The following is a 26,533-nucleotide window of genomic DNA, read 5'->3' as shown; positions in this document are numbered from 1 at the left end:
ATATTTACTACTATTTTACATATGGAGATACATATATTATATGCAAAAAAGAAAAATATTGTCAAACTCACCCATAAAGCAATTATATTAATATACCATATTCAAAGGAGGCTTCATTATCTATGATTCTTAAGTTAAATTCCACTTCTTTTGAAGTAGCAACATCCATTTTACAAGTTCAAATTCCAGCCTATAAAGTTGAAGGGGACTACTTAAATAGTACTGCCATACCCCGTTTATATGATACTGTAAACGATATTCAAAGTTGCGTTGAAACATTCTATGGATATTTTTCTGAAAATAAACTTGTCGGCTTTATTTCTTTTGTACAAGAAGAAAAACTAATTGATATCCACAGGTTAGTTGTATCGCCCGATTTTTTTCAAAAAGGAATTGCGACGAAACTCCTAATTTATATATTTAACATGTTCCCTTCTTCTATGACATACATTGTACAAACAGGTAAAGCAAATACCCCTGCTATCGCATTATATAAAAAACACGGCTTCCTTGAAGTAACATACACCGAACTACCTGATGGAATAGTACTTACACAACTGAAAAAAACAGAAAAAATAAAATAATTTGACTAATCGTTTTATTTATGTTACCTTTTACCTTATAATACCTTTTGCTGAGTCCAAATTTTGGAGCGGGGGAACCAATTTTGTAGCTATGCTACTTGGGGCGAATCTTTTTTTAAGTAGGGAAACTCTCACTTCCCGAGTCCGACAGCTAACCTCGTAAGCGTAATGGGAGAGGAAGGTGCTTTTTGCCTATGTTACACATTTTGCCTCCTTAATTATAAATATGGGATCGATATCAAATAGTCACCTATATTTATAGAAAAGGAGATATGTATTATGTTACGTTTATCTGATCACGCAATAAAAATGATGGAGCAAAGACTTCGACTCGAACAACATCGCACATATCAAGCAAATAAAATTGTAGATAACTTACATCACAAATACTTCTTTCAACATATTTTTCAGCCAAAAAGATAAAGCAAAACTTTAATCAGTGGGGGCATCCCCACTGATTATTAGTTAAACCAATCGGGCTTTTACGGTCCGTTGATCTATCACCTAACTTCTTTACTCTAGCTGAATTTTGTAGTGGGTGTCTTACTGCCCGTTAATGCAGGATAAAAAATTGTTCATTTAACATCAAAAACACAAGGTGTGTCTAAAAAGACATTCCTTGTGTTTTTATATTTCTTATAATATTCTCACTACATTTAAACTTGCCGTAATCGTACCTGCTATTGTAGTCACATGCCCAACACCGAGCGGGCCATTTTGTAATATAAACGTTGAATTTGCACTAGCTACATTTACAAGAAGCGTATTTGAAATAGATGGTTCCAATACTACAGTTGATGTCGTTACATTTTGTATAAAACTCCCTGTTACTTGTGTTCTATTTAATAGTAATCTTACAGATACTACTTCATTCCCACCAGTCGCGTCCCCTTGGAAATAGTAGCTTACTAAATATATTCCTGGCGTCGATACTGTGACAGTTGTAGCACTAGTTAAAGATACACCAGTTCCATATACAGTGGATCCCGAGTTAATTGGAATATTGGCACTTGCTGCAATTGTGCTTGTTGATGTAGAAAAGAAATAGCCACCACCTGTCGATATAGCAGATGATCCTGTTGCTCCAGTTAAGCCGGTTGGACCAGTGGCGCCGGTTGGGCCTGTTACTCCCGTTCCCCCTGTTGCTCCAGTTATTCCTTGTATGCCTTGTATTCCAGTCGGGCCAGTGGCACCAGTCACTCCCGTCTGGCCGGTTGCTCCCGTCGAACCTGTTATCCCTTGGAGACCTTGGATTCCTTGAAGACCTTGGGGACCCGTTTCTCCAGTCGGGCCGGTTGCTCCCGTTGGACCCGTTATCCCTTGGGGACCTTGGATTCCTTGAAGACCTTGGGGACCCGTTTCTCCAGTCGGGCCGGTTGCTCCCGTTGGACCCATTTCTCCTTGTGATCCTTGAATTCCTTGAGGACCTTGGGGACCCGTTTCTCCAGTCGGACCGGTTGCTCCTATTGGACCGGTTGGGCCCGCCTGGCCGGTTATTCCTTGTAGACCTTGAGGGCCGGTTGGACCAGTTGGGCCGATTGGACCTTGCACTCCTTGTATCCCCTGAATTCCTTGGGGACCAGTTGCTCCTGTTATCCCTCGTACTCCTTTTGCTCCTTGAAAACCTGTGGATCCACTTACTCCTTGTATTCCTTGAACTCCTTGTGGACCTTGAGGGCCTGTTACACCGGTTATTCCCTTTATTCCGCTTATACCTTGAGGACCTTGTATTCCAGTAGAACCAGTTGGTCCTACTACACCTTGTGCCCCTTGATCACCTTGGTGTCCTTGTTCTCCAGTAATTCCTTGTATTCCTTGAGCGCCGTCTTCTCCTTGTATACCAGTAGCCCCTTGCTCTCCTTGTATCCCTTGAACACCTTGAGGACCTTGGGAACCAGTTACCCCTGGAACTCCAGTTACCCCTCTCTCTCCTTGTATTCCTTGTGCCCCTGTTTGTCCTCGCTCACCTACTTCCCCTTGTATTCCTTGTATGCCCTGTATTCCTTGACTACCAGCAGGACCCGTAGCTCCCTGTGTTCCTTCTAATCCTTGTACCCCAATATCACCAATTGGACCTTGGTTTCCGATTAATCCTTGAGCACCTTGGAGGCCAGTTGGACCAGTTATACCTTGCTCTCCGGTATCACCAACAGCTCCTTGTATTCCCTGCGCTCCTGTTGTCCCTCGCGAACCTTGTATTCCCCTGATACCTTGAGGTCCTTGGGGACCAGTTGCTCCCGTCGGTCCAGTCATCCCTGTTGGACCAACAGGACCTTCATGCCCTCCAGTTGGACCTACAGGGCCACTATTACCTGTTGGACCAGTTGCACCTATAAGCGGAAGAGGCAGTGCCACTCCGAATTTTTTGCAATTTTTATGATGACGCACAACAATCCCCCTTCCCTAAAATCATTACACCTTTTATATGAAATGCATTTTTTTAAAAAAAGTACACCTCTGACCTTATTTTTTAAAAATAAAGAAGCCTATCATTTCAACTATTTGAAACGATAGGCTTCTTTTTATAAAACAATTTGTTTCCTCGCCTTAATAATAAAAGTAGTTGGTACCATCCTAGCTTTATATAAAGAATAATATTTCGTAGACGGCTCAGCTAGTTCTCCATCAAACGAGCTCGATGGTTCAGGCTCTTCTATTCTCTCAATTATAAAGCCTGCTCTATTTAACTCATTTATATATGTACTTATTTTTCTCTTATATAATATCGCTTGTACATTTTCTCCTTTAAATGTTTCAAACGTAATGGACGTTTCCTCATGATAAGAAGACTTTATAGCAACTTCTTCTGTACCATATTGTAAGTTTGAATATACTGGGTGCTCCCAACTAAAAATAAAACTTTCTCCTGGCTTTAAATAGGAATATATAAACTCTACTGTTTTTCCTAAATTTGAAGTCCAACCTAATGCATAAATGGAATATATAATATCAAAATACCCTTTCTGAATATCTTCTTCTTCCATTGCTCCGCATATTAACTTTGGATTCCAACGCTTTTACGTTTTATTCGCTGTTTTAATTTGTTCACTTGAAAGATCAAGACCCCATACTTCCTCTGCCCTATGCTCTGCCATATATTGCAACGAATGTCCACTTCCACACCCAATATCAAGAACTTTTTTATTTCTAATTGAATCGAACAAATGAATCTCATCTTCAGACGCCGTATACGGACCATATTTCGGTAAACAATCCACTTGAAAGAAATATGGTGCAACTGTATCCCAACACTTTTTGTTTAAAGCTAACATTTGTGTGCCTTCCATATCATTCCCCCCATCCATTTTTCTTTCTCTAATATTACTTACATATCATAACCAGATCGCCCTTTTCTCTTCGCCCGGTAGTTTTTCACTTTTGCAATCGTCCCGCATGCTCTTCCTCCTTCTTCTCCAGCATACATACCGCACCATCTTTTACTTCCATTTCGCGAATGATCATAAAATACCCAGCGACAATCTGGACATGCTTTTAACCTTCCCCACACATTTTCTTGAATTGACATTAACACAATGCTTAGCACTTTTGTATACACATTCTCTTCATATACTGGTTCATATGTAATACCTTTCATATCTTCCTTTATATGTACATGAAATGGGTATTTCTCTAACCATTTTTGCAATGATTCTTCGCCTTCAATTGTCATCCGAATATCTTCTCGAAAATTTCTTAATTCCTCTATCGTATGAAATGGAAACTCTTCATCAAAATATTCTTTCATAAAGAGCTTTATATCTTCTTTTGTTTGCAGCAAATCAATTGGCTCTCTCGTATCGTTTGGTATTCTCCATGTATTTAAAAATTCCCGAATATATTCTAGTTCATTTGGAGCGTTTTGATTCAATTTGATCCACCTTCTTCTTAAAATTTACTTTTTTCTGACTTTATGTATAATTATAGTATAAAATAGTTAACCATCAAATAATTTTACTGGTTACATAATTAGGGGGATTTCTATGAAAAGTTTCTCAACACCGATACGTTTCATGCTTATTTCTTCATTTTTTATGTCTTTTGGGTATTTTGCAGTATACGCATTTTTAGCTATTTATCTATTAACCTTTCTTCATTTTTCTGCTGTCCAAGTAGGAACAGTGTTGACGGTTATGACAATTACATCACGAGTTATCCCATTATTCTCAGGGTTAATTGCTGACAAAATAGGCTATATCATTATGATGATAGCTGGTTTATTTTTGAGAGGAATCGGATTTATCGCTTTAGGAATATGCTCTGATTTCTATACAATTTCTATTTCTTCTGCACTTATTGGCTTCGGAACTGCATTTTACGAACCTGCCGCTCGCGCTATATTTGGCTCACAGCCAGCTCATTTGAGAAAAAATTTATTTACATATTTAAACCTTAGCTTTAATTGCGGTGCAATAATCGGACCAATTGCAGGAGGGTTCTTACTCTTACTCGATCCACTCTACGCTTTCTCTCTAACAGGATCTCTTATGCTGTTATTTGCTTTTATCTTTTACTTACTTAAAAATCACTTCCATGTCACTACTGAAAACACGTCTATTACATTAGGAATACAGGCCATCTTACAAAACAAGTCTTTCCTTCTGTTTTCCTTTATCATGATTTTCTTCTATATTATGTTTACTCAGCTTACTGTCGCACTTCCACTTCATATGAAAAACATTAGTAATAGCAATCAACTTGCTACACTCGTTATTACGATAAATGCGATAACAGGCGTCATATTTATGGTATTATTCCGAAAATTATTCCACAAATACAACACACTTTCGATTATTAAATACGGTGTTTTATTAATGAGTATTTCCTTTTTACTCATTCCTTTATTTCAACACCCATATTGGCTCTTTATTTGTGTAATTTTATTTACAATCGGTGAAACACTCGTATTACCTAACGCTGATATCGCTATTGCAAATTACAGTAATGAATCATATACAGCCACTTTCTTCGGATTTTATCAACTATCACTCGCATTTGGTTTTATCATCGGTAACTATACCGGGACATCGTTTACATCCAATTTAAACGGAATGTATACACCATGGCTTATTTTCGGCGGAATAGGAGTTATTGGTTTTATTTCACTCCATATTTTAAATATTAAAAAAGGGAGCTCTAAAGAGGATATATACCTATGTAATGAGACGAAACCTCTTTAACACATTACAATTGAGATGGTACCTTTAGACAAGCAACCTATAATAAAAAAATTCGACCATCATACTTGACAGTCGAATCTTTTTATTTTTCATATTCAAGATGATTATGTCTTTTACAACCAAATAAATAGCACCCCCCTAAATGATAAGTTTCAAATTCTAACCCTGGAACATATCCAGATTTGATACGTTCTATCATTGTTTTATAACAATTATTCTCTTCTGTATATTCCTCAATTAACTCTTTCTTATCTTTTTCTGTCCAGTTTTCTTCTACTTCTTCATTCTGAACATCTTCTATTTCTGATGTTTTCGCTTCGATAGATTCCTGTATAACTTCATTTATACGGGAGAAATTATTAGCTTTATATAGAGCATATACAAACCTACCAATCCAGTTAGGACTTTTCCAAACTTCTTTGTATCCCTTTTCGAACCATTCAATTGCTTCGTTATAGCAATTCAACTCAACATATAAATCTGCTACATGAATTTCTCCTAAAAAATTATCAGATTTCCTGTTAAAAGCATCTAACTTCTCTTTCGCTTCTGTCGTTCGCCCTAAATCTATTAAGCATTTTACATAGCTATACATTATATAGTCCGAATCCCCTGCAACTCGCAAAAAAAATTCCGAAGCTTTTTCTAACTCTCCAAGGTTATAATGCGCTACAGCTACATTGTGAAATGCTTCATCCGATGGTTGCATCGAAATAGATTTTTGCAATACTTCTTTCGCTTCTTCCCATTTTTCTTGTTTCGTGTAAATTTCCCCTAAGATGTTATAAGGAAAGTATGAAGAAGGATTCAACTTAACAACTTCTCTTATTAATTCAAGAGCTTTATCATCATTCTCTTCCTCATAAAAGTACATCCAAGCCAGATTATTGAGAGATTGTACGTCTCTAGATTCATGTACTGCTTGTTGAAACAGTTCCATTGCTTCCTCATATTTATTTTGTTCAAACATTTCAATTGCCTTCTCATTAATGTTCAAATAACTACCTCCGAAGTAAATGAATTCATCTATTCCCTATCATTATTGTAAAATGTAAAAATTATAATTTCTATAAAAAAATTTCTTTCTCTCGTCTACATTTCGATTGAAATAGAAGCTAAAACACACGAATTTACAACAATCAGTAAATTTTTTAATCTCCCTTAAATTGGATATACATCCTGTTTTAATTTACATATTATGGTGCAATTAAAAGGGTACTAACTAAACATTTACGCTCCACACTAGTAATCTAGCAATACCAAAATCAAAATTCACATGGAATTGAGGGATGTTATGAAACAGAAATTAGCTGTTCTTCTATTCACCGGAATCATATTATCCGGATGTTCAGCTATTGCAGGAAATTCTTTAGAAACTGGAAACGGCAGTATGGAATTATTAACACCAACCATTACAACAAAAGATAATGAATTAGAAATTAAGACCGAGGGCATTGATGAAAATAAAGTGACCTTTATTTATGTTGCTAATAAAAAAGTATTGGAACAAAAAATTAATAATGGTGAATCCTACAAGCTTAACATTAAAGATATCGAACACGCTCATAGGACGGACTACAAGCCAAAAGTTCAACTTTTGCAAACAAAAGATGATGATAAAGATGGAGAAATGGTAACCTTTAAACAAGTTAGGTATACAGTTAAAAAAAATTAATTTTATAGGCATTTCATTATAAATGTAACGAACGAAAATTCACTTTTAACAGTGGGTAAATATAAGGGGTGCTAGCATGAAAAGAAGATGGATTTATTGGTGGATTGGTAACATATTTTGGATTATAGCTTTCGGGATATTGACAGCTATCATTTTGCTAAGAGAGGTTGATGGGACCGGTGTTACTCAAACACCTGAGCTGAAATTAATAGCCTTTATCGTTTTATTAATTGCATTTATATTACCAATAATTATTCAAGTTGTATGGTTACTTGTTAATTTAAGAAAGAGTAGAAAAAAATAATACATAAAAAAGAGAGGAATCTTTTTCAAACTTGATTCCTCTCTTTTTATTTTGGGATTATGCCATGCTTTTAAAGCTGCACTACCCCCTTTTCTTTACGATGCATGTTCATCTTTCTTCTTCATTAACGCTCTCTTCTTCATCGCCTTCGTTAAATATCCGCCTTTAAATGAACGGATTTCATAAGAAGACATAAACGCTTTCGGTGCAATTTTATTAATGATTTCTAACAGTTCTTTCTCTCTAGAGCGCTTTGCAACGATATCTAAGCGATAACGTATAGAATTAATTCCTTCGCCTTCAAATACCGTAACACCAAATCCAGAGTGACGTAGTTCATCTACTAATTCATTACAACGGTCTAGTAAACTAACTTGATACGTAATATAACCAATTGCTAATTTATTCTCTATATAACCGCCTAATAAAAGTCCTGTACTAAAGCCAATGACATAGGCAACGATGTTCATCCAATTTGATAAATCTTGAAACACAATACCTAAACTGACAATGTAAATAGCTCCTTCTAACAATCCAACACCAGCAGCGGATCTTGTTTGATTCTTTACAAGCAAAATCGTACGGATTGTTAAAATTGGAACATAAATAATTTGAAGCACAAAAATAAGTAACGCTTGTAACATTGGTATCCACCTCTTTCAAAAAGTCTTTTGTCATAATAACATACATAACCTTTAGAAATCGATGGGTTTTTAAATTTTTTTACATTATTTTTCATACTATTGAAAAACGAAAAAAAGAAGCGTATTATATTTGTCGTAAAATTGATTCCTTTCATTAGCTCACTTAAACACAAAAAAGGAACCCCATTAAGCCCCTTTCATCATAGCTCTATGTTTTTCGAAGCATGTTCCCTTTGCTTCTCTTCCTCTTCCTCTTTCACTAACTGCATATTCGCATAAGCTAAATTTGCAATCATTAAAAAGTGACCACCTAAAATGCCTGTACCAAATGCCCACATTTCCATTTCATGCTCAATTTCATACATGATGATTGCTCCTAAAATGGCAGCTGCAAATCGGTTTAGAACTCCTAACCCAGGAGCCTTTTCCTTCATTACGATACTTTTTCCGAGTTTCTCCACCCTGCGAGCTAATAACCAAAGACAATAGGCGCTTACTGCTAATCCAATACCAAACCCTGTCACTTGTTTTCCAAACGGAGTAATCGTCCACATAAGTAGTAAACCACTAAAGATCACATACAATTGTAATCGATATACACGTAAGGCTTCTTGAATCAAAATATCCGCTCCTAAGTTCTCATTTTTTGTACTTTAGAAGAAAAGCAGCAACTTACACAGTTGCTGCTTTCTCTTCTTCTTGTTCTTGTTCCATCTTACGAATTTCAACACGTTTAATTTGGTAAGCGTCTTTTTCTAACACTTTAAATTCATAACCTTCCGCCTCAACGTGTTGTCCTTCTTCGATTTCATGATTTTGCATCATAATCCATCCACCGATTGTATCCACATCATCTTCTTCGATGTGTAATCCAAATAAATCTTTCACTTCTGAGATAAGCACTTTTCCATCAACAATGATATGTTGCTCGTTCACATGTTGAATTGGTGGTGCTTCATCTTCATCATATTCGTCACGAATTTCGCCGACGATTTCCTCCAAGATATCTTCAAGCGTTACAATTCCGGCTGTTCCTCCGTACTCATCATATAAAACAGCCATCGGAATTCGCTTTTTCTGCATTTGAAGTAATAAATCGTGAATTGGAGTCGTTTCCATCACTTCAATAATCGGACGCATATACGAGCGAATAAATGATAAATCTTTTTGATCCTCGGTCATATATCGAATAAAGAAATCTTTTACGTTGACCATACCGATAATATCATCTTTATCTTCCCCAAAAATCGGATAACGTGTGTATCGCTCATTTTGGATTACTTTCATGTGTTCTTCTACTGAATCTTCCAGGTAGAAACCAATGATTTCTGTTCGCGGTACCATAATCTCTTTCGCAATACGATTATCAAATTCAAAAATGTTATTTACATACTTGTATTCAGCTTGATTAATTTCGCCGCTTTCATAGCTATCTGAAAGGATAAGACGTAATTCTTCTTCTGTATGAGCTACTTCATGTTCTGAAGCTGGCTTTAAACCGAATAAACCAGTTATCACACGAGCTGAACCGTTCAATACCCAAATAAATGGATACATTACTTTATAGAACATCATTAATGGACCTGCCAATAATAACGTTACCCTTTCAGCCTTTTGAATTGCCATCGTTTTCGGAGCTAATTCCCCTACTACAACGTGTAAATACGTCATAATCATAAAAGCAAGACCAAATGTTAATACTGATGAAATAGAAGGATTTAAGTTCCATTTCTCAAATAACGGGTGTAATAACTTTTCGATTGTCGGTTCACCTAACCAACCTAATCCCATAGCTGTAACTGTAATACCTAATTGACAAGCAGATAAATATTCATCTAAATTTGTTGTTACCTTTTTCGCTGCTAAAGCACCGCGTTTTCCTTCCGCAACAAGCTGATCGATACGGCTTGAACGTATCTTTACAATCGCAAACTCTGCTGCTACGAAAAATCCAGTAAATGCGATTAAAATCGCAACCATGACTAAATTAAATATTTCCAATGAATCCCCTTAGTTAAAAAACTAAGGTGTCCACCTCCTGTATACTATAATGTTTTCTTATTTGTTTGTTAGAAAACATAGCCCGATACAAAAATTAAAGAGGTCGGATTTCACTTATTCTATAATAATAGAGCAAGTGTCTGTATTAAAGCTGTCGTTTGACCTGATAAAGATTTCGATATTTTTTCACGTTGTGAATCAGTCAATTCATCTAAAAGCGGTTTTAACTCAGTAAGCTCCACTTCTAATCGGTGAATATGGTCTGTCACTTCATTCACTTGTTTCGAAACGTGTTCATTGATACCGAGCAGCTTCTTCTTCTCCTCGATTTTCTCTTTAATCTCACAAAGCGGCATATGCATTTCTTTGCACTTCTCAATAAATTGTAATGTCTCAAATGCTGTTTCGTCGTAATAGCGATAATTAGATTGAGATCGCTCCGCTTTTAAGATACCTAGATTCGTATAATAATCAATCGTTCGTTTCGACACGTGAGCCATGAGAGCCAACTGTCCGATTCGATACACCTTCCCAACGATCTTCCCCCCTTGTTTATATTACTTACATCATACAACACATAAACTGTACAGTCAAACGTGACGGTTTATTATTCACAATTTATACACAACTTCATATATTTTCTTAAACTTATAGAATATGTTTCTACTTATATAATTAAATTATTAAATTTCATTAATTACGTGCTAGCCAAATATATTTATGAAATCACCTGTTCTTTTCAAATTTTCTTATTTTAGAACATACCGTTCTATTTCTAAAAAAATAACCCAGTACAATAAACTGAAAATTAAGTTATAATATCATTATAAAATATGAAGGAGGAATGCACTCATGTACTACAACACTTCATTCGAAAACGATCAACCTGTAGGCCGTCTATAAACTAAGACGGGCATTCATTTAGCACATACACTACGCCTCGTCTTAGGGAACTCATATTACCCTAAAAATAGACGGAGGTACTTTACATGAAACAAACAATTTTAGGAGCTATATATTTATCACTAACAGCAAGTATATGGGGTGGTATGTATGTTGTTAGCAAATACATACTCGATTTTATCCCACCACTGACACTCGTTTGGTTACGCTTTATTATCGCTTTTGTTGTTTTGTATTTCATTTTGAAAATAGCTGAGAAAAAGCAAAAGAAAAAAGCAACCATTCGCAAAAAAGATTGGCTATTATTCGCTTGGATTGGATTTATCGGCTATTTCATTTCAATCACATGCCAATTTATCGGAACAAAATTATCCGACGCTCATACAGGCTCGTTAGTTACATCAGCTACACCTGCATTTATGGTTATATTTGCAGCGCTCATTTTGAAAGAAAAACTAACTGCTCGTAGACTTTTATCTACTATAATAGCGACAATCGGTGTCATTATCGTAATCGGATGGGATATTGAAATCGGCTCCTATTTTATCGGAACAATCATTTTAGTTGGAGCCGCTATTACGTGGGCTTTACTATCTATTTATGTAAAAATCGCTTCAATCCAATTTTCATCCTTAGTTATTACAACGTACGCAATTTTCTTTTCACTCTTTTTTATTACACCTTTTATGATATGGGAGCTACAAGCGGCCTCTATCGGAACAGTAAATACGTACGTAATATTAGGCGTATTATACTTAGGAATCGTCTCAACAGCAGGTGCCTTTTTCCTTTGGAATAAAGGATTAGAATTACTGGATGCAAGCATCGGTTCCTTATTTTTCTTCTTCCAACCTATCGTTGGATCGTTACTTGGTTGGTTGCTCTTAAATGAAACATTAAATAGTAACTTTTTCATTGGTGGTATTCTCATTATATGTAGCGTTTTAATTACTACTTTTGAAAAGAAATAAAAAGCAGGCAGAGATTCTTAGTCTCTGCCTGTTCGTATAATTGGATCTTGGTCGTGAAAACCAATACAAATCGGTATATTACTTTGCACTTCACTACGTACACTTATAAAACTACACAGCGTTTTAGCAATTAAATATAAAGTTATACCGATTGCTTTTTCACTTGTGTCAAAGCCATTTTCAGTATACATATCCGCTAATTCTACAGACCCCGGCCCCTCAATATTATATGTCCATTCTGAAGCCCAATTATCGTCCTCTTCTTCCATTGAAACATATTCCTCACAAATATAAAGTGAAACTTTAATCAGTGGGGGCGTTCTTCATCCCCACTGATTATTAGTTGAACCAATCGGGCTTTTACGGGCAGTTGACTTCCCACGTAACTTCTTTGCTTTCGCTGAATTTTGAGGTGGGGGTCTTACTGCCCGTTAATGCGGGATAAAACTGACTATTCCACTCGTTATCAAGATCATACTCAAAATAAATCGCCTTTGCTTCTTCATTAGTAGCCATTTCTACAGCTGCATCCAAACCTACTCTAATACTTTCCTTATATGACTCTAAATCAATTGCTTTAATTCGTTCTGCATATTCTGTAGACGCCAACATGCAACAAATATCATAATACTTCGCTTCTATTTGCTCTACTGCTAACGAAAAGGCATCCTCTTGCACCTCTTCTAAATACTGAAATATATCCACACTAAATACTCCTCACTCTTTACGCACTCCAATGCGATGGACGAGACAATAATTTCGGTAATTTCGTATGTTTGTCCCCTCTAGCCGCATTAACTTGAACTTGCGTCAGGAAAATACTATTTGTAAAATCAGTCCCGCGAATATCTGCATCTCGTAAATCTGCTCCGATGAGATCTGCCCCTCGTAAGTCTGCTCCATTTAAGTTTGCCGCAATTAAATATGCTCCTCTTAAATTTGCACCTTGTAAATCTTTCTTTTTCAGATTTGCTCCCATAAGGTCTGCACCGCGGTGTATGATTCGTTTCTTACGCGCAGTATTCATTTCCTTCCATACTAATTCGCTCGTTTCTAAAAGAAGAATGTTTACCTCTGCCCTATGCACTGGAACATTTATTTTCATTAACTCATCTGGATTTAAATTCGAAAGTCGCTCTGTCTCCTCAATTGCGGTCTTCAGCTCTTTATGAATTGGCTGTGTTGCCTTTAAAAGAATCGCTTCATTCAAATACCAAAGCATTTCATGAAGTTGATGCATAACTGGAAAAGCATCATACATTTTTCTCGCATGCTTAGCATCTTTCCGCCAATCAACCCCGTTAAATGTAACTTGAGAAATCTTCTGCCCAGCGCCGAAACATTCAAATACTGTACAACCTTTATAACCTTTTCCTCTAAGATTTTTATGTATACTACATTTAAAATCTGATTGTAAGTTGGAACATGGTTTACCACCATCTTTATTCACTGCAAAATCTACCGATGCTGCGAACGGTAATGCAACGCAACATAGACCGAAGCATTTTTCGCAGTTTGCTTTTAAATGATCATTATGATTAGTCAAAATCTATACCCCCTGTTGTCTTTTGACTATTTCATAATATTCCAACTGTAATAAATAATCAATTTTAAAATAAACCGGCATCTTTCGTTTCAATTCATAACTTTATCATTCGATTTCCTTTCAATTGAAAAGGACTATTTTTATTTAATGAATTATAATTAAATTATAAATTTTCTAACTAAAAGGAGACTTATTATGGCACTACAAATGAAAACAAACTGTCAAATTTGCGATCAATCGCTCGAACAAGATTCTGAAGCATACATTTGTGTATATGAATGTACATTTTGCGCACCATGTACAGAAGAAAGACACAACGTTTGTCCAAACTGCGGCGGCGAATTAGTACGTAGACCGAAAAAGAAACAATAAAAAGCAAAGCGATATCGCTTTGCTTTTTATTGTTTTCTGAGTATATGAAATTATATCGAACACAACTTAAACATTTAAAAACTTCACACAAACAGGCTCTGGCACAGCAACATCAGATTGTAAAAGTGTTAACTTTCCTCTAGATTCATCTCTTGAAAATAGCACAAGATTATGTGACTTTTCATTTGTAGCAACAAGAAACTTTTCAGTGGGATCTAATACAAAGTCCCTCGGCCAATTTCCTTCTGTAGATGTATGTTCAACAAATGTAAGCTGACCTGAATTTTGATCTACGCTATAAATAGCGATACTATTATGACCACGATTACCTGCATATACAAAACGGCCGTCAGAAGAAATATGGATAGCACTTCCTTGACTATTTTCATCAAAGTGTTCTGGAAGAGTAGAAATATACTGTACTTCTGTAAAGGATCCTTCTTCCGAGTTATATGTTAGCGCAATAACCTCTGAACTAAGCTCCGTCATTACATAAGCGTATTTTCCATTTGGATGAAAAGTAATGTGTCTTGGACCACTCCCTGGATTTACAGATAAACTATTCACTTCTGTTAATGTACTATCTTTTATTTCATACGTAATTAACTTATCAATTCCTAAATCAACACCTATCACATATTTTTCATCAGGAGTATATCCCGCGTAATGTGCATGTGGTTTTTCTTGTCTTTCTTTATTTGGACCTGAACCTTCATGCGCCATAATAGATGAAGCAGGATTTACAGTTCCATTTTCTTCATTTATTTCAAAAGACTCAATCGTTCCTTTATGGTAATTTGCTGTAACTACCGTATGATTCCCACTATCAACGCTCACATGACAAGGAGAAGCCCCTTCTACTACTTGTCTGTTTTCTGCCTTTAACTCTCCAGTTTTACTATCAATTGAATAGGCAGCTACACCACCAGATTCTCCTTCCTTAACAACGGAATAGAGATACTCATTATTTCGGTTAATCGTTACATATGTAGGGTTATCCAGCTTAGCGGCAAGTGTTACATTACTAATTTTTTTTGCTTCTGTGTCTAAAGTAATCTTATATATTCCTTCACTATTTTCTTTTGTGTAAGTTCCAACATATCCAATAAACTCTTTGTTATCCTTCATTTTTATAACCCTCTCTCCCTATATTTTTCGTTCATCATACTTCTTAAAATATTTTATGTTGAAAGAGTATCCTAAAAAATCGGAGTACCTCTTTATACGTTACCATATTTTCTTGATAAATAGCTTTTAAACCCACTTTTTTTGGTACGCTGCTATACTTTCATATTCTTCTTCCAATTGACGAGACAGACGAATATAGATTGGTGTTAAATCTTTATATTTTTCCACACTTTCCATGTTTGGCCCATGATGAAAATCTGCCCCTACCATTTCAGAAACTACGCATAATGTATCTATTTCACCTAAACTATATAAACCGAGGATTGCAGCACCTAAGCAAGAGCTTTCGAAACTTTCAGGAACATATACGTCTTGATGGAAAATATCTGCCATCATCTGTCTCCAAAGTTCCGATCTTGCAAAACCGCCTGTCGCTTGAATTTTTTTTGGTTCGCCAATTAGCTCTTTTAAAGCGAGAAGAACGGTATATAAATTATAAATTACTCCTTCTAAAACAGCACGGATAAGATGTTCTTTCTTATGATGCAATCCGAGTCCAAAGAAAGATCCCCGTGCATTTGCATTCCATAAAGGAGCTCTTTCCCCTGCTAAATACGGATGAAACAATAAACCGTCAGATCCAGGATTCACATTTGCTGCTATTTCAGTAAGTACTTCATATGGATCTTTTCCTAAACGCTTCGCAAGTTCAATCTCTGAAGTGCCCAATTGGTCACGAGCCCATCTGAAAATCATACCACCGTTATTAACTGGACCACCGATTACCCAATGGTCTTCAGTTAACGCATAACAAAAAATTCTACCTTTTGGATCTGTTACAGGACGATTTGTTACAGCACGTATCGCACCGCTTGTACCAATTGTAACAGCCACAACGCCAGGGTCTATTGCATTTACACCTAAATTAGATAGTACTCCATCACTCGCTCCTACTACAAAAGGCGTAGAAACAAGTACATTCATCTCTTTGGCAAGCTCTTCATCTAATCCTGTTAAACTGTGCGTTGTTGGAACAAGTTTAGAAAGCTTGTCATCTGTAATTCCCGCAACATGTAAAGCCTCTTCATCCCATTTTAAAGATTTCAAATTAAACATCCCTGTCGCTGATGCTATAGAATAATCAATTACATATTCTTTATATAACTTGTAGAAAACATATTCTTTAATAGAAATGAATTTATAACTTCTTGCGAACAATTCTACCCGCTCATTCTGTAACCAAACTAATTTCGAAAGTGGTGACATCGGATGAATAGGTGTCCCAGTACGTAAATAAATTTCATGACCATTCATATCATTCTTTATTTTCTCCGCCCAGCTTGCACTTCTATTATCTGCCCACGTGATACATTTCGTTAACGGATTTCCATCTTCGTCTACAGCGATAACGCTATGCATTGCCGAACTGAAAGAAACACAGAGAATATCAACCGCTTGTATATTACTTGATTGCACAACTTCTTTAATCGTATGTATCACCGCTTGAAAGATTTCTTCTGGATCTTGTTCTGCTATTTCAGGCGTAGGAGAATATAAAGGATATTCAATTCCATGACTTGCAATAACAGATCCATCAATTGAAAACAAAACCGATTTTGTACTAGTTGTCCCAATATCTACACCGATCATATATTTCGATCTCACTATGTAACCCCTTTCAGAATATCCCATTAAAAAAGAACACTCTCAATTCTTTACTAATTATGCATACATACTTGGGAGCACCATGGTTTATACGAAAAAAGACTCTCCCTTATGAGAATTACGTGCTAACTAACTTTACTCTCATAAGGGGGCCTTTTCATATCTATTGTACTAATTTGAAAATGAATCGTTTCTATATGATATTGCTGTTTTCACGTAATAAGATGTCAAAATCAAGATTAAGTTTATAGGATGAAGTCACATAGAGATTGACCCTCTCGTAAAAAAGCAATTAGTGAACATTTCACTTCATTATAATTTAGGCGCTTTCGCCCAATCAGCAGCAAATTTCTCAATACCTTGGTCTGTTAATGGGTGCATAGCAAGTTGTTCAATTACTTTATAAGGAATTGTTGCAATGTGAGCACCTGCCATCGCTACACGAGTTACATGATCTGGATGTCTAACAGAAGCCGCAATAATTTGTGTATCTAGTTGATGAACATCGAATAATTCAGCAATTTTAGCAACTAATAATACGCCATCTTCAGAAATATCATCTAAGCGTCCTAAAAATGGAGAAACGTACGTTGCACCTGCTCGAGCAGCTAAAAGTGCTTGGTTCACCGTGAAAATAAGTGTAACATTCGTTTTCACACCTTTTTCAGTAAGGTAGCGACAAGCTTCTAATCCAGCTAACGTCATCGGAAGTTTAATTGTAACTTTTTCATCGCCACCGTTAATTTTAATCAGTTCTTCTGCTTGGGCGATCATCTCTTCAGCTGTAACAGCATCTGGCGTTACTTCTGCCGAAACAGATTCAACTTTAGGAACTGCCTGACAAATTTCTGCAATACGGTCTTCAAATTTAATGCCCTCTTTTGCTACTAAAGAAGGATTCGTTGTAACACCAGCTAAAACTCCAAGTTTATATGCTTTTTTTATATCCTCAAGATTTGCAGTATCAATAAAAAATTTCATGATTAATTCCCTCCAGTTTTTAAACGTTGATGAGTTACATGTTTAATATGCTTATCCCGTAAAAGCCCGATTGGTGTGGAATGAAGCCCCTACTTATTAAAGTTTCACTTTATTTCTTTTCTACTGCATGTCCGCCAAATTCATTGCGCAGAGCTGCTACAACTTTTCCTGTAAATGTATCATTGTCTAATGAGCGGTAGCGCATTAATAGAGACATTGCGATAACAGGAGTTGCTGTTTGAAGGTCTAATGCTGTTTCTACTGTCCATTTTCCTTCACCAGAAGAATGCATAACACCCTTAATCTCATCCAATTTTGCATCTTTAGAAAATGCATTTTCTGTTAATTCCATTAACCAAGAACGAATGACTGAACCGTTGTTCCATACTCTTGATACTTTTTCATAATCGTAGTCAAATTCACTTTTCTCTAGAATCTCAAATCCTTCACCAATAGCAGCCATCATACCGTATTCAATTCCGTTATGAACCATTTTTAAGAAGTGACCACTACCAGCTTTTCCAGCATATAAGAATCCATTTTCTACAGCAGTATCGCGGAAGATAGGTTCAACGATGTCCCAAGCTTCTTGATCTCCTCCGATCATGTAACAAGCACCATTACGAGCGCCTTCCATTCCGCCAGAAGTTCCTGCATCCATAAAGTGAATGCCATCTTTCTTTAATTGCTCATATCGGCGGATAGACTCTTTATAATGTGAATTACCAGCATCAATTAAAATATCTCCTTTTGATAAAAGTGGTGTAACCTCATCAATAACAGAATCAACAACAGCGTGTGGTACCATTACCCAAAGAATTCTTGGTGATTGTAATGACTGAACAAGTTCACTTAAACTAGATGTACCCGTTGCCCCGTACTCTTTCATTTCTTCTACTGCGCTCGTATTTAAATCAAATGCTACTACTTCATGTTTATGATCCATTAAATTTTTCCCTAAATTTAATCCCATTTTACCTAACCCAATTAATCCTACTTGCATAATATAATTCCTCCTCAAATCATCTTTTATTAAAAATCCATATCACTACAATCTGGAATACCTTTCAGCACTGAAATGTTAGTATGTACAGAAAGGTATTCACAGTCATAGCTTAATAATTCAACACATTTTTTGTAATTTGAACAACATTTTCTGTCGTAAATCCAAATAGATTCATGACTTCAGCTCCAGTTCCTGAAGCTCCAAATGTTTCAATTGATAGTACTTTTCCTTCTTGTCCTACATAACGTTCCCAACCTAGAGATACACCCATCTCAAGAGATACTCGTTTCGTTACAGAAGACGGAAGAACGGATTCTTTATATTCGTTCGATTGGCGATCGAATAACTCCCAGCTCGGCATTGCAACGATGCGAACAGAAACTTGTTCTTCTTCTAATTTTGCTTTCGCACTAGCAGCTAAGGATACTTCAGAACCTGTCGCAATTAAAATTACATCCGGATTTTCATTTGTTTGTGTTAATACGTAAGCTCCTTTAGAGAGATTCTCTATGTTCGCTTTCGTTTCATTAAACACCGGTAAATTTTGACGGCTCAGTACTAAAACGACTGGACCATCCGTTTGCTGTAAAGCATACGCCCAAGCACTTGCTGTTTCATTTGCATCTGACGGACGGATAACTGTTAGACCAGGAATTGCTCGAAGCGCTGCCAATTGTTCAATTGGTTCATGCGTTGGACCATCTTCTCCTACAGCAATCGAATCATGTGTAAATACGTAAGTAACAGGTAACTTTTGCAGTGCAGCCAGTCGAATCGATGGACGAAGGTAATCATTAAATACAAAGAATGTACTTACGAAAGGTTTTACTCCTCCATGGAGAGCCAGTCCATTCGCTGCCGCGCCCATTGCATGTTCACGTACACCGAAGTATATATTTCGTCCAGCATATGATTCTACTGCATATACTGCTTCACCTTTTATATCTGTCATCGTAGAATGAGAAAGATCCGCACTTCCACCGAAAATAGAAGGAATCGATTTCACATAATGATTAATAGCTTCCCCACTTGCAACACGAGTGGAAATTGTTTTTTCAGTATCAAAAGATAGAATGTCTTTCGCTTCAATTAAAACCTCACCTGTAATCGCTTTTTCTAATTCATCTGCTAGTGCAGGGTTTGACTCTCTGTATACGTTAAATTGCTCATTCCATTCGTTCTCTTTTTCAATACCTTTTTGTTTCAGTTCATTAAAATGAGCTGTTACTTCTTCAGGCACAAAGAAGTCTTCCTCATAGTGCCAACCATACACTTGTTTTGTCGCTGTCGCTTCTTCTACTCCAAGCGGATTACCATGTGCTTTATTCGTTCCAGCAACTTTTGGACTTCCATAACCTATAATGGTTCTAATTTCTATAAGAGTAGGTTGATCCGTATTTTCTTTCGCTAATGTAATGGCTTTTGTAATAGCATCGACATCGGTTCCATCTTCAACTCTTACATATTGCCAATGTACAGATTCTGCCCTTTTCTGAATATCTTCAGAGAAAGCAATGCCTAATTCACCATCAAGTGAAATTTCATTTGAATCATACAGTACAATTAACTTGCCAAGTTTCATATGTCCTGCCATTGACATCGCTTCATAAGCGACACCCTCCATTAAGTCACCATCTCCGACTAAAGCATACGTATTGTGATCTATAATAGAGTGACCATCCTTATTAAACTTCGCTGCTAAATGAGCTTCTGCCATTGCCATTCCGACAGCATTAGCAATCCCTTGTCCTAACGGGCCTGTAGTCGCTTCAACTCCAGGAGTATGACCAAACTCAGGATGTCCTGGTGTTTTACTATTTAACTTTCTGAAGTTTTTCAAGTCATCAATTGAAACGTCATATCCAGCTAAATGAAGTAGGCTATATAACAGACTAGATCCATGTCCTGCCGATAAAACGAAACGATCACGGTTAAACCATTCTGGGTGATTAGGATTGTAATTTAAATGATTCGCCCATAATGCATAAGCCATTGGTGCTGCTCCCATCGGAAGACCTGGATGACCTGAGTTTGCCGCATTAATAGCATCAATCGATAACGTACGAAGTGTATTCACTGCTAATTGATTTATGTTTTGTGCCATAGTAATCGTCCCCCTAAATGCTTTCATGAAAGAAAGTACTTATTTTTCCGTCTCTTGATCTAACCACCATTTAAATCCACTTTCTTGCAACAGTTCATTAGACGCTTCTGGACCATATGAACCAGACTCATATTCATGAAGCGGTAATAAGTTTTCCTCGAACGCTTCAAGAATTGGTTGTACCCATTCCCATGACAATTCAACTTCTCTCCAATGTGCAAAGAATGTAGCGTCTCCACTCACCGCATCATGAATGAGTCTTTCATACGCTTCAGGTACTCCCACATCCACTTGCTCGCAAGTAAAGTTAATACGCATCGGTTCAATCTCTCCATTTTTCAATGGATTTTTACTATTTAACTGTAATGAAACATTCTCACCTGGGCTAATTTCAATTATTAATAAGTTAGGTGCTGCATTTGGATTATTATCTTGATATTGCTGTTTTAACGTATTTTTAAATTCAATTACAATACGAGTAGACTTTTCTTTCATTCGTTTTCCTGTTCGTATATAGAAGGGAACGCCAGTCCAAAATGGATTATCGATCCACAAACGAGCAGCAACAAATGTGTCTATGTTAGAAGAAGGATTTACTCCTGGCTCCTCTTTATACGCTACAACTTGCCCGCCTTTTATCTCTCCTGAAGAGTATTGACCGCGAATGATATGGCTTTGAACGTCTTCTTTTTTCACTTTACGAAGCGTCTCCATTACTTTTCGTTTTTCCTCTCGAATTTCACACGCATTAACCTTTTCCGGCAGATTCATAGCAGTCATCATTAATATTTGTAACATATGATTTTGAACCATATCTCGAATGGCTCCTGCATGATCATAATATCCGGCTCTTTCTTCAACCCCAACTGTTTCACTAGCTGTAATTTGTACATTTGCTATATGTTCTTTGTTCCAAATCGATTGGAGAACAGGATTTGCAAATTCTAGTGCTTCAAGGTTTTGAATCATCGGTTTACCTAAATAGTGATCAATACGGTATATCTCGTCTTCTTCAAACGTGCGACTAAGCTTATCATTAAGCTCACGAGCAGATGTAAGGTCGTGCCCAAACGGTTTCTCAATCATCAGGCGTTTCCATCCATCTGTTTTATCAAGTCCGCTTTCCTTAATATTTAAAGCAATGGTCTCGAAAAATTCAGGAGCAACTGAAAGATAGAACATTCTATTACCTTTTATATGTAGTTCCTCTTCCCTTTCACGAACGACTTGTAATAACCTCTCATAGTCTTCCGGTTTACTCACATCTAATGGACAATAGCGAAAATTATCTAAAAAACCTTCGAGTTCCGGAGTACCTTCTTCCCTCTGACGAGAAAACGTCTCTATTGATTCTTTTATTCTTTTTTGAAAATCTATATGAGACACTTCACGTCTTCCAAGCCCGATAACAGATATTTGCTTTGGAAGCTTTTGATCTCTATATAAGTTATATAGCGCGGGGTAAATTTTGCGTTTTGCTAAGTCCCCTGTCGCTCCAAATAAAACAAAGGTCATTGATTCCAAGTTCAGTCCCCCTCGTGATGTATAGTCATTGTCACTATAGTAAAAATGCATTGTACAGAAGCTACTATCATTGTTGATTCACTCTTGCTTCTTAACTTCAAATTTTTTATATTTGTCGCTTTCTCATTGTCCCCAATATTAATAGTGGCAATTCAAAGCATTTTTACCACATACTACTTAATTACTATAACTTATATAAAATAATTTAATTATTAAAAGTAATTAAGTTATTTTATATCTATCATATTAACTACATAAATTATCATCGTCAAGAAAAGTGTCTCGGATTAAAGATTCTTCATTCCCTAATATCTTTTAGTACTCATGTATTTATTAGAAAAAGATTAGATCTATGTTCATTACATGAAATGAATAATAAAAAGGCCAAAATGAACATATTCTTGTTCGTTTTGGCCTTTTTATTATTGCTTCAGATGATTCTTAACTGCTCTTATAACCAATTCGTGATCTTCTTCTGGTGGTAATCCCGAAACTGTTATCATTCCAATAACCCCTACGTCTTTTATTCTGATAGGAAAGCAGCCACCAAACGCAGCATATTCCGAAGTATCTAAAAGATATTTTTCATTATATGAGATTCCAGTTATTTCACTTTGTATCTGCATATAATACGAGCTATGATCATGCAGAGAAACGACTCGTTTTTTACGCTCAATCCATTTCGTATTTTCCTCATTTGTCCCTGTCATTTTGAAATGAAACAATTGCACACCGTTTTTCGTTATATCAACAGCAATCAATTTCCCCTCTTTCTTCGCTGTTTCAACGATAAATAAACCTAGTTGCAGTGCATCTTCATTTGTAAAAGAGGAAAATTGAAGTGTTTCCTCCTCTATTAAAATTCGTTTACTTATTTCATTCAAATTTGAAGTACTCATATCTTTAACCTCCATAATTGTTTTATGCCACACCGACATTTTTTCGAAATTATTAGGCCATATAGTACAACCTTTCAATCAATCTGATTCTAAATAAACTACTGTAACATCTTTGGTGACTAGTACCGTAAAGCTTGTTTTCTTCTTACTGGTGCTATTATGAATGATATTCAAAGTTATAAAAAGTACTATTCTAGTTACCCTTATCTTACAGCGACTATTATGAAATATATTTAACATCTTAAAAATGTATGTACTAAAGAATAATATTTTTAATCACTAGCTTTTTTGATCAATCATTATAATCCAATTTCATCAAAATTTTTATCAATTATTACACTATCCAACAATAGGAGGAAACAAAGATGGATGAAAATATATCCAAAAGCTGAAAAGCAGTTGAATCCCTTGAAGGAATAGTTGTAATTCACTACATATAGAAATAGACATACAAAAACGCTATCCTTTCCTATAATTCTAAAGAAAGAATAGCGTATTTTTTCAAAAATGAGTTCTTTTATTGAGAAACTTTGATTCTATATCATACATAAAAGAGCAACTAGTGCTAAAACAGCTGGAAGTCCTTGTTTCACAATAATTGATTTATTAGATGTGAAACCTCCGAAAATAGCTGCTATCACCACACAAATCACGAAAAATAATTGGACCATATAACCAATTGGATTGAGCCCAAGTACAAGTCCCCAAATGAGACCAGCCGCTAAAAATCCATTATATAAACCTTGGTTTGCAAACATAATGGCTACGTTTCGATCTCCTTCTAAATGCTTCGGTAATTTGAAAGCACGTTTCGCTACTTTTGAATCAATAAAAAACATTTCAAGGATCATGATAAACAAATGTTCTAATGCTACGATCCCGACTAAAATAGCTGCGATTATTTCCACACTATTCTGCCCCCTACACTCTCTATTCTTTAATATTCTCTACATTTTTTTGTATCTGTAATAGAACATGAATAAGTATTTTGCGTTCTTCTCCACTGATATTTACGAACATTTCCTTCATAAAATGTTCCTTTTCTTTCTTGTCAAAATATTAATTGATGTATCAATTATTGATACATCAATTAATATACATCTCTCTTTTTATTTTTGCAAGTTTTTTTGCTCAATTGGTTTTATTTTGTTCCAGCAACTTTAAACCAATTCAAAACATCAGTTCGTATTTCTAGAAATCATAATTACTTTAAGTTCATTCTGACAATCATATTTAACTAAATATATAAAAGAATTGAGTTATATCTCCATCAATTTATAAAAATTATTTTTTTCTAAAAACAGATACTTTACGTTTTTTATAGTAATAAAAATCATTTTTTGTTTCAGAGGCAATCCATTTTGTTAGCTTGATGGGCATAGGATAGCACCATATGACGAACCAATTATCTTTCAAGAAGACGGCTAGAAATCTGGATTTGGTACAGGAGTTGCCTACTTCCCCGATCCAGATGGTACTAATTTAGAGCTAATTGCTCCAAAAGGGCCATTCAGACATGAATAGTTAAAATAAATTAATACCGAAACAAGCCACCTTCTGCCTGGAAGGTGGCTTGTTTGTCGGCAAGTTGATAGAATGACTAAAAAAGGACAAACTCTCCAATGTGAGAAGTTTGTCCAAAAAGTTTTTCATGTTAACTATTTTTACACTAATACCAATAATAGTGAATTAGAATAATGACTTAATACTTGCTAAGACAGTAAGTACACCTACAATAATAACAAATACGTTGCTCATTTTCCCTTTGTATTTAGCTAGTACTGGCACTTTTTGAATCGCATACATCGGTAATAGACATAAGATAGCAGCAACTAATGGACCGCTTAGAGAATCAATAAGTCCAAGAATACTTGGATTTGTATAAGCAACAAACCAGCATGATAATACAACAAAAGTAAGGATTACTGTCTTAATTGTTTTTTCTTCAATATCTTTTCCACGTGATTTACCGAACTTAATAATCATGTCACGCATTACTTCAAATGCTCCTATATAATGGCCAAGGAAAGACTTTGTAATAGCCACAAAAGCAATAATTGGAGCTGCAATCGTGATTACAGGCGAATTAAGCTCATTAGCAAGATATGAAAGAATTGATAAGTTTTGTTCTTTTGCCATTTTTATATCATCTGGAGTCAAGCTCAATGCGCTACTCCAAACGAAGAACATAACAACAGCGAATGTCATGATATAACAAACCTTTTGTATTTGCGCACATTTAGCATCAGTGGCTTCGATTCCATACGTAGCTCTCTGTTTCACAACAAATGATGAAATCATAGGTGAATGATTAAATGAGAATACGATGATTGGTAGAATCATCAATATCGTCCCAAAATAGCCTGTTCCTGTTGAAGCAGTTGAAACAGCTGAAAAACTAAGCATTGACGTATTCCACTGTGGAATTAAAGATATTGCGATAAAAAGTAGAGAAACTATGAAAGGATACACTAACATACTCATTACCTTTACAGTAATATCTTGACCAAAATTTAGTATAGCGATAAGACCAAGAACTAATACAAGTGATAAAATAGCCCTTGGAGGTTCTGGCATGTGCAATTGATGCACGATAAAACTACTTGCAGTATTTGTAAGCGCAACCGAATACATTAGTACGATTGTATAAATTGAACTGAAATATACGATGTTAAAAATGATACTCGCTTTATTTCCGAAATACTCTCTAATTGTACCTGTGATCCCCTCATCAGCAGAATTAGAAGCGTATATCATTTTAGCAAGCGCCCTATGTGAGTAGTACATAACTGGATATGCAAGTAATGTAATTAGTAGTAAAGATAATAAACCACCTGAACCTGCATTAATCGGTAAAAAGAGCACCCCTGCTCCAATTGCAGTTCCAAATAGACTGAGTGCCCATGTAGTATCCTGCTTATGCCACTTTTTCGGATCTGCATATTGCTCATTTTTTCGTGCGGTATTTTCAGCTTGAACTTCTATTTTCTTTGCAGTATTCCCGTTCATATAATAACTCCCCCTTGTATCTATTCCTACATCTCTCTTT

The 26,533-nt window shown here is 35.9% G+C and carries 24 protein-coding genes, 4 pseudogenes and 1 riboswitch; of the genes and pseudogenes, 8 read left to right on the top strand and 20 right to left on the bottom strand.

All coding sequences use genetic code 11. The features are described from left to right. Positions 1–122: 122 nt before the first annotated feature. Both ASE54_RS10505 and ASE54_RS36305 read left to right on the top strand, forming a co-directional pair. Positions 123–584: a GNAT family N-acetyltransferase gene (locus ASE54_RS10505; RefSeq protein WP_000601236.1), complete on the top strand. Its 462-nt coding sequence runs from the start codon at positions 123–125 to the stop codon at positions 582–584. A 38-nt stretch (positions 585–622) separates the two neighbouring features. Then, positions 623–766, top strand: a riboswitch (cyclic di-AMP (ydaO/yuaA leader). A 97-nt stretch (positions 767–863) separates the two neighbouring features. Beyond that, positions 864–1,007 (top strand): hypothetical protein, encoded by a 144-nt coding sequence (locus tag ASE54_RS36305; RefSeq protein WP_000945244.1) that lies wholly within the window; start codon positions 864–866, stop codon positions 1,005–1,007. A gap of 213 nt (positions 1,008–1,220) precedes the next feature. Here ASE54_RS36305 and ASE54_RS10500 read toward each other — a convergent pair whose 3' ends face one another. The 3 genes and pseudogenes from ASE54_RS10500 to ASE54_RS10485 all read right to left on the bottom strand — a co-directional run bounded on the left by ASE54_RS10500 (position 1,221) and on the right by ASE54_RS10485 (position 4,452). Beyond that, positions 1,221–2,972 carry a collagen-like protein gene (locus ASE54_RS10500; protein ID WP_001215784.1) on the bottom strand — a complete coding sequence of 584 codons (1,752 nt, stop codon included), beginning with the start codon at positions 2,970–2,972 and terminating at the stop codon, positions 1,221–1,223. A gap of 134 nt (positions 2,973–3,106) precedes the next feature. Further along, positions 3,107–3,871 (bottom strand): annotated as a pseudogene (locus tag ASE54_RS36810) (class I SAM-dependent methyltransferase). 38 nt (positions 3,872–3,909) lie between these two features. Beyond that, entirely contained in the window at positions 3,910–4,452 is a 543-nt protein-coding gene (locus ASE54_RS10485) for a CGNR zinc finger domain-containing protein (protein WP_001072948.1), read from the bottom strand. A 112-nt stretch (positions 4,453–4,564) separates the two neighbouring features. Between ASE54_RS10485 and ASE54_RS10480 the strand changes: the two genes are divergently transcribed. Further along, a complete protein-coding gene (locus ASE54_RS10480; RefSeq protein WP_000834868.1) occupies positions 4,565–5,761 on the top strand; it encodes an MFS transporter in 1,197 nt (398 codons plus the stop codon). Positions 5,762–5,843: 82 nt separating this feature from the next. Here the strand turns inward: ASE54_RS10480 and ASE54_RS10475 are convergent, their stop codons facing one another. After that, positions 5,844–6,758 carry a tetratricopeptide repeat protein gene (locus ASE54_RS10475; RefSeq protein ID WP_001024467.1) on the bottom strand — a complete coding sequence of 305 codons (915 nt, stop codon included), beginning with the start codon at positions 6,756–6,758 and terminating at the stop codon, positions 5,844–5,846. 297 nt (positions 6,759–7,055) lie between these two features. On the opposite strand from ASE54_RS10475, the gene ASE54_RS10470 reads away from it, so the two are divergent. Further along, positions 7,056–7,436 carry a hypothetical protein gene (locus ASE54_RS10470; protein WP_000810640.1) on the top strand — a complete coding sequence of 127 codons (381 nt, stop codon included), beginning with the start codon at positions 7,056–7,058 and terminating at the stop codon, positions 7,434–7,436. Between the two features lie 76 nt (positions 7,437–7,512). After that, the gene (locus ASE54_RS10465; protein WP_000830329.1) at positions 7,513–7,740 is read left to right on the top strand and encodes a DUF3923 family protein; all 228 of its coding nucleotides are present in this window, start codon (positions 7,513–7,515) and stop codon (positions 7,738–7,740) included. Positions 7,741–7,835: 95 nt separating this feature from the next. Here the strand turns inward: ASE54_RS10465 and ASE54_RS10460 are convergent, their stop codons facing one another. From ASE54_RS10460 to ASE54_RS10445, 4 genes are all read right to left on the bottom strand, one after another. Next, positions 7,836–8,384, bottom strand: a complete 549-nt coding sequence (locus tag ASE54_RS10460; RefSeq protein WP_000938443.1) for a DUF2179 domain-containing protein — start codon at positions 8,382–8,384, stop codon at positions 7,836–7,838. Positions 8,385–8,584: 200 nt separating this feature from the next. Next, entirely contained in the window at positions 8,585–9,004 is a 420-nt protein-coding gene (locus ASE54_RS10455; RefSeq protein WP_000613871.1) for an ATP synthase subunit I, read from the bottom strand. Positions 9,005–9,056: 52 nt separating this feature from the next. Then, positions 9,057–10,385, bottom strand: a complete 1,329-nt coding sequence (locus tag ASE54_RS10450; protein WP_000402254.1) for a hemolysin family protein — start codon at positions 10,383–10,385, stop codon at positions 9,057–9,059. A 119-nt stretch (positions 10,386–10,504) separates the two neighbouring features. Further along, positions 10,505–10,912 (bottom strand): MerR family transcriptional regulator, encoded by a 408-nt coding sequence (locus ASE54_RS10445; RefSeq protein ID WP_000285639.1) that lies wholly within the window; start codon positions 10,910–10,912, stop codon positions 10,505–10,507. Positions 10,913–11,374: 462 nt separating this feature from the next. Here ASE54_RS10445 and ASE54_RS10440 point away from each other — a divergent pair, with 462 nt between their 5' ends. Next, the gene (locus ASE54_RS10440) at positions 11,375–12,259 is read left to right on the top strand and encodes a DMT family transporter (RefSeq protein WP_000814767.1); all 885 of its coding nucleotides are present in this window, start codon (positions 11,375–11,377) and stop codon (positions 12,257–12,259) included. Between the two features lie 17 nt (positions 12,260–12,276). Here ASE54_RS10440 and ASE54_RS10435 read toward each other — a convergent pair. The 3 genes and pseudogenes from ASE54_RS10435 to ASE54_RS10425 all read right to left on the bottom strand — a co-directional run. Beyond that, a pseudogene (locus ASE54_RS10435) lies at positions 12,277–12,552 on the bottom strand (hypothetical protein); the annotation flags it as partial. A 148-nt stretch (positions 12,553–12,700) separates the two neighbouring features. Further along, positions 12,701–12,964, bottom strand: a pseudogene (locus ASE54_RS10430) (hypothetical protein); the annotation flags it as partial. A gap of 19 nt (positions 12,965–12,983) precedes the next feature. Next, the gene (locus ASE54_RS10425) at positions 12,984–13,805 is read right to left on the bottom strand and encodes a pentapeptide repeat-containing protein (protein ID WP_000181441.1); all 822 of its coding nucleotides are present in this window, start codon (positions 13,803–13,805) and stop codon (positions 12,984–12,986) included. Between the two features lie 195 nt (positions 13,806–14,000). Between ASE54_RS10425 and ASE54_RS10420 the strand changes: the two genes are divergently transcribed. Further along, a complete protein-coding gene (locus ASE54_RS10420) occupies positions 14,001–14,177 on the top strand; it encodes a DUF1272 domain-containing protein (RefSeq protein WP_001207874.1) in 177 nt (58 codons plus the stop codon). Between the two features lie 66 nt (positions 14,178–14,243). Here ASE54_RS10420 and ASE54_RS10415 read toward each other — a convergent pair whose 3' ends face one another. The 8 genes from ASE54_RS10415 to ASE54_RS10380 all read right to left on the bottom strand — a co-directional run bounded on the left by ASE54_RS10415 (position 14,244) and on the right by ASE54_RS10380 (position 24,392). Continuing rightward, positions 14,244–15,305 (bottom strand): lactonase family protein, encoded by a 1,062-nt coding sequence (locus tag ASE54_RS10415; RefSeq protein WP_000654321.1) that lies wholly within the window; start codon positions 15,303–15,305, stop codon positions 14,244–14,246. 126 nt (positions 15,306–15,431) lie between these two features. Next, positions 15,432–16,955 carry a gluconokinase gene (gene gntK / locus ASE54_RS10410; RefSeq protein WP_003309728.1) on the bottom strand — a complete coding sequence of 508 codons (1,524 nt, stop codon included), beginning with the start codon at positions 16,953–16,955 and terminating at the stop codon, positions 15,432–15,434. Positions 16,956–17,282: 327 nt separating this feature from the next. Next, positions 17,283–17,951, bottom strand: coding sequence for a fructose-6-phosphate aldolase (gene fsa, locus ASE54_RS10405; protein ID WP_000667676.1), 669 nt, complete (start codon positions 17,949–17,951; stop codon positions 17,283–17,285). 109 nt (positions 17,952–18,060) lie between these two features. Beyond that, positions 18,061–18,954: a phosphogluconate dehydrogenase (NAD(+)-dependent, decarboxylating) gene (gene gnd / locus ASE54_RS10400; RefSeq protein WP_001195923.1), complete on the bottom strand. Its 894-nt coding sequence runs from the start codon at positions 18,952–18,954 to the stop codon at positions 18,061–18,063. Positions 18,955–19,066: 112 nt separating this feature from the next. Further along, positions 19,067–21,061, bottom strand: a complete 1,995-nt coding sequence (gene tkt / locus ASE54_RS10395; RefSeq protein WP_000068271.1) for a transketolase — start codon at positions 21,059–21,061, stop codon at positions 19,067–19,069. A gap of 39 nt (positions 21,062–21,100) precedes the next feature. Continuing rightward, positions 21,101–22,585, bottom strand: a complete 1,485-nt coding sequence (gene zwf, locus ASE54_RS10390; protein WP_000445329.1) for a glucose-6-phosphate dehydrogenase — start codon at positions 22,583–22,585, stop codon at positions 21,101–21,103. Between the two features lie 422 nt (positions 22,586–23,007). After that, complete coding sequence (locus ASE54_RS10385; RefSeq protein WP_074789785.1) at positions 23,008–23,523, bottom strand: heme-degrading domain-containing protein; 516 nt, start codon at positions 23,521–23,523, stop codon at positions 23,008–23,010. 497 nt (positions 23,524–24,020) lie between these two features. Continuing rightward, the gene (locus tag ASE54_RS10380; RefSeq protein WP_000402472.1) at positions 24,021–24,392 is read right to left on the bottom strand and encodes a DUF1304 domain-containing protein; all 372 of its coding nucleotides are present in this window, start codon (positions 24,390–24,392) and stop codon (positions 24,021–24,023) included. Positions 24,393–24,882: 490 nt separating this feature from the next. On the opposite strand from ASE54_RS10380, the pseudogene ASE54_RS33930 reads away from it, so the two are divergent. Then, a pseudogene (locus ASE54_RS33930) lies at positions 24,883–25,008 on the top strand (VOC family protein); the annotation flags it as partial. Between the two features lie 165 nt (positions 25,009–25,173). On the opposite strand, the gene ASE54_RS10375 reads toward ASE54_RS33930, so the two are convergent. Further along, positions 25,174–26,493: an aromatic amino acid transport family protein gene (locus tag ASE54_RS10375; protein WP_001014191.1), complete on the bottom strand. Its 1,320-nt coding sequence runs from the start codon at positions 26,491–26,493 to the stop codon at positions 25,174–25,176. Positions 26,494–26,533: the final 40 nt, after the last annotated feature.

It is taken from the genome of Bacillus sp. Root131 (genome assembly GCF_001429475.1).
Lineage (GTDB): Bacteria > Bacillota > Bacilli > Bacillales > Bacillaceae_G > Bacillus_A > Bacillus_A thuringiensis_S.
Note: the sequence above shows the minus strand (reverse complement) of the source record. Positions and strands in the feature narration are given on the sequence as shown.